Source organism: Streptomyces sp. NPDC058008 (assembly GCF_042886395.1).
Taxonomy (GTDB): Bacteria; Actinomycetota; Actinomycetes; order Streptomycetales; family Streptomycetaceae; genus Streptomyces.
This window is the reverse complement of record NZ_JBHVQX010000067.1, coordinates 1-4,072: the sequence shown is the minus strand read 5'-3', so window position 1 is coordinate 4,072 and position 4,072 is coordinate 1. Positions and strand designations below refer to the sequence as shown.

Below are 4,072 nucleotides of genomic sequence, written 5' to 3'. Positions count from 1 at the left end.
CGCAACCGCGCCGCCTGCCCACGCAACCCCGCACCCGACCGACCCGACACCACCCACGGCACCACACCACCCACCACCGAAGACACCCCGACCACCGACTCATCAACCACAGCCGGCGCCTGCTCAAGCACCACATGCGCGTTCGTCCCACTGATCCCGAACGACGACACACCCGCCCGCCGCACCCGACCCGTCTCAGGCCACGACACCGCCTCCGTCACCAACTCCACCGCACCCATCGACCAATCCACATGCGGCGTCGGCTCATCCACATGCAACGTCGACGGCACCACACCATGCCGCATCGCCATCACCATCTTGATCACACCCGCCACACCCGCCGCAGCCTGCGTATGACCGATGTTCGACTTCAGGGATCCCAGCAACAGCGGCTGGGCGTCAGGGCGGTCCTGGCCGTACGTGGCGATCACGGCCTGCGCCTCGATCGGGTCGCCCAGGGTCGTCCCGGTGCCGTGCGCTTCCACCACGTCCACGTCCGAGGGCGTCACCCCGGCGTTGGCCAGCGCCTGACGGATGACCCGCTGCTGCGAGGGACCGTTCGGAGCCGTCAGACCGTTCGACGCACCGTCCTGGTTCACCGCCGAACCCCGCATCACCGCCAGCACCTGATGGCCGTTGCGCACCGCGTCGGAGAGCCGTTCCACCACCAGCATGCCCACGCCCTCGGACCAGGTGGTTCCGTCCGCGCCGCCGGCGAAGGACTTGCACCGGCCGTCAGGAGCCAGTCCCTGCTGGCGGCTGAACTCGATGAACGAGGCCGGGGTCGACATGACGGCGACACCTCCGGCGAGCGCCATCGTGCACTCCCCCTGCCGCAGTGCCTGCGCCGCCAGGTGCAGCGACACCAGCGAGGACGAGCACGCCGTGTCCACCGTCACCGCGGGCCCTTCGAAGCCGAAGGTGTAGGCGATCCGGCCCGTGGCGACGCTGCCCGTGTTGCCGTTGCCGAGATAGCCGGCGACGTGTTCGGGAACGGACCGCAGCCGGGTCGCGTAATCGTGGTACATCAGCCCGGCGAACACGCCGACCCTGCTGCCCCGCAGGCCGGTCGGATCGATGTTGGCGGTTTCGAAAGCCTCCCAGGAGGTCTCCAGCAGCAGCCGCTGCTGGGGGTCCATCGCTTCCGCCTCGCGCGGCGATATACCGAAGAACTCCGGGTCGAACTCAGCCGCGTCGTAGAGGAAGCCGGCCTCTCCCAGGTAGCTGGTTCCGGTGCGGCTGCCGTCCGGGTCGAGCAGTTCCGTGACGTCCCAGCCCCGGTCCTCCGGGAAGGGTGAGATGGCGTCCTCACCGGACAGGACCATGCGCCACAGGTCTTCGGGGGACCGTACGCCGCCGGGGAACCGGCAGCTCATCCCCACGATGGCGATCGGCTCGTCGGCAGCCGCCTGTACGGGGACCGGCGTGGCCGCGGCGGCTTGGTCGCCCACGAGTTCGGAGCACAGGTGCCGCGCGAGCTCCAGGGGGGTCGGATAGTCGAACACCAGCGTCGCCGGGAGTCGCACCCCGGTCGCGGTGGCCAACTGGTTTCGGAGATCCACGGCGGTGAGCGAGTCGAAGCCGAGCTCGGAGAACGCCCGGCCGCCGTCGACGACACTGCCCGGTGCGTGTCCCAGCACTGCGATGACCTGCCGCGACACCGTCTCCAGCAGCACCTTGTCCCGTTCGGCCACCGACATCGTGCGCAGGCGCTCCGCCAGGCCCGTGGTGGCGGAGTCGCGCGCCACCCGCCTCGCCGGAGTACGTACGAGGCCCCGGAGCACCGCGGGCACGCTCCCCGCCCCGGTCCTTGCGGTGGCGACGTCGAACGCCATCGGTACGAGGACCGGCTGGTCGGCGGCCATCGCCGCGTCGAACAGGGCGACCCCGTCCTCCGCCGACAGGGGCGTCATCCCGCCGCGCGAGACCCGTGCCCGGTCCTGCTCGGTCATGGCGCCGGACAGCGCACCGCGCTGTTCCCACAGGCCCCACGCCAGCGACCGGGCAGGCAGCCCCTGTGTACGGCGGTGACGGGCCAGCGCGTCGAGGAAGGCATTGGCCGCGGCGTAGTTCGCCTGTCCCGCCGCGCCGAGGATGCCGGCCGCCGAGGAGAACAGGACGAACGCGGTCAGGTCCATTCCCGCGGTGACTTCGTGCAGGTTCCATGCCGCGTCCGCCTTGGGGCGTAACACGGTGTCGAGGCGCTCGGGGGTCAGTGAGGACACGACCCCGTCATCGACCACGCCGGCCGTGTGGACCACTCCCCTCAGCGGGCGGTCCGCGGGGATCGCGGCCAGCGCGGCGGCCAGGCTGTCGCGGTCGGCCACATCGCACGTGATGACCGTCGCCTCACTGCCCAACGCCCGCAGCTCGGAGACCAGTTCGTCGGCGCCGGCGGCCTGCGGGCCCTTCCTGCCCGCCAGCAACAGGTGCCGGACACCGTGGACCGCGGCGAGGTGCCGGGCCATGATGCCGCCCAAGGCCCCCGTGCCACCGGTGATCAGTACCGTTCCCTCCGCGTCCCACCGCGGTTCCTCCTCCTCGACGGCCGCTGCCGTACGGGAGAGCCTGGGCGCCAGAAGCGCACCGCCTCGGAGGGCGAGCTCGGGTTCGTCCGCCGTGCGAGCGGTGAGTACCGCGGTCACCAGCTCCGTCGGCACTTCTTCGGAGTCCGCGTCCGAGTCGAGGTCGATCTGGATGATCCGGTCCGGGTGCTCGGACTGGGCAGAGCGGATGAGCCCCTGCACGGCGGCGTGCGCCAGGTCGGGGGCGCTTCCGTCGAGGGAGGTCGCGTTCCGGGTGACCAGCACCAGCCTTGTCGCGGCGAGGCGGTCGTCCGCGAGCCAGTCGCGCAGCAGCGCCAGCGTCCAGCCGGTGGCCGCCCTCGTCGCTTCCGGTATGCCGCCGGAGAACACAGGGCAGACGGCCGCCACTGCCTCCGGTGCGGGAGCATCCGCGGTCAGGGCGGCGCCGAGTGCCCGCACGTCGTCGTGGGCCTCTACGTTCTCGCCCGCCGCGCCCAGGATCTCGGCTGCCTCCGCGCCGATGGCGGACCACAGGAGCCCGGGGACGTCGTCCCGCACGGCGACGGGGCTGACCTCGGTCAGTCCGAGCTGGAACAGCGAGTCGCCGTGCCCGCGCGCCGCCTGGAGCTGATCCGTGGTGACCGGCCGCAGGGCCAGCGCACCGACCGACGCCACCGGGAGACCGTCCTCGTCGGCCACCTCCACGGCGATCGCGCCGTCGTCGGTCACCGAGAGCCGGGCACGCGCCGCGGAGGCACCGGCCGTGTGCAGACGTACGTCCTTCCAGGAGAAGGGCAGCCCGTTCGGTGCCTCGTCGCCGTCGGGTGCGCTCAGCCAGGTGATGCCGTGCAACGCAGCATCGAGCAGGGCCGGGTGGAGCCCGAACGCACTCCCTTCGGCCGAGGCGGACTCGGGGAGGCTGACCTCGGTGAAGACTTCCGTCCCACGACGCCACGCGGCCGTCAACCCCTGGAACACGGGGCCGTAGCCGAAACCGTTCTCGGCCAGCCGGTCGTAGAACCCGTCCACGGCGACCGGCACCGCGCCGGCGGGCGGCCATACGCCGTCGGACTCGGGCTCCGTGCCGGGGCTCGGGGCCGCCGACAGGATACCGGTGGCATGGGTCGTCCACTGCGGGGCGTCCGCACGCCGCGCGTACACCGAGACCGGCCGCCTGCCCTCGTCATCTGCGGTTGCCACAGCGACCTGGACCTGGACCGCGACGTCCTCCGACAGCACCAAGGGTGCCTGGAGGGTCAGTTCCTCCACGACATAGCAGTCCACCTCGTCACCGGCGCGCAGTGCCAGTTCCACGAAGGCGGCGCCCGGGAAGAGAACCGTGTCCATGATGGTGTGGTCGGTGAGCCAGGGTTGTTCGGCCAGGGAGATCCTGCCGGTCAGCAGGAGCCGGTCCCCGTCCGGATCAGCCAGTGCCACCCGAGCTCCGAGCAGCGGATGACCGGTGCTCTGCAGACCGACCGACCCCACCGCCGCATCCACCCCCACCGGCCCGACAGGACGCGGCCAGTAACGCTGACGGTTGAACG

At 71.6% G+C, this 4,072-nt stretch carries 1 protein-coding gene; it reads right to left on the bottom strand.

Annotation, left to right across the window (positions count from 1 at the left end; all coding sequences use genetic code 11):
- Positions 1-4,072: type I polyketide synthase (locus ACFVS9_RS34060; RefSeq protein WP_389938877.1), on the bottom strand; the 4,072-nt coding region annotated here is incomplete at both ends.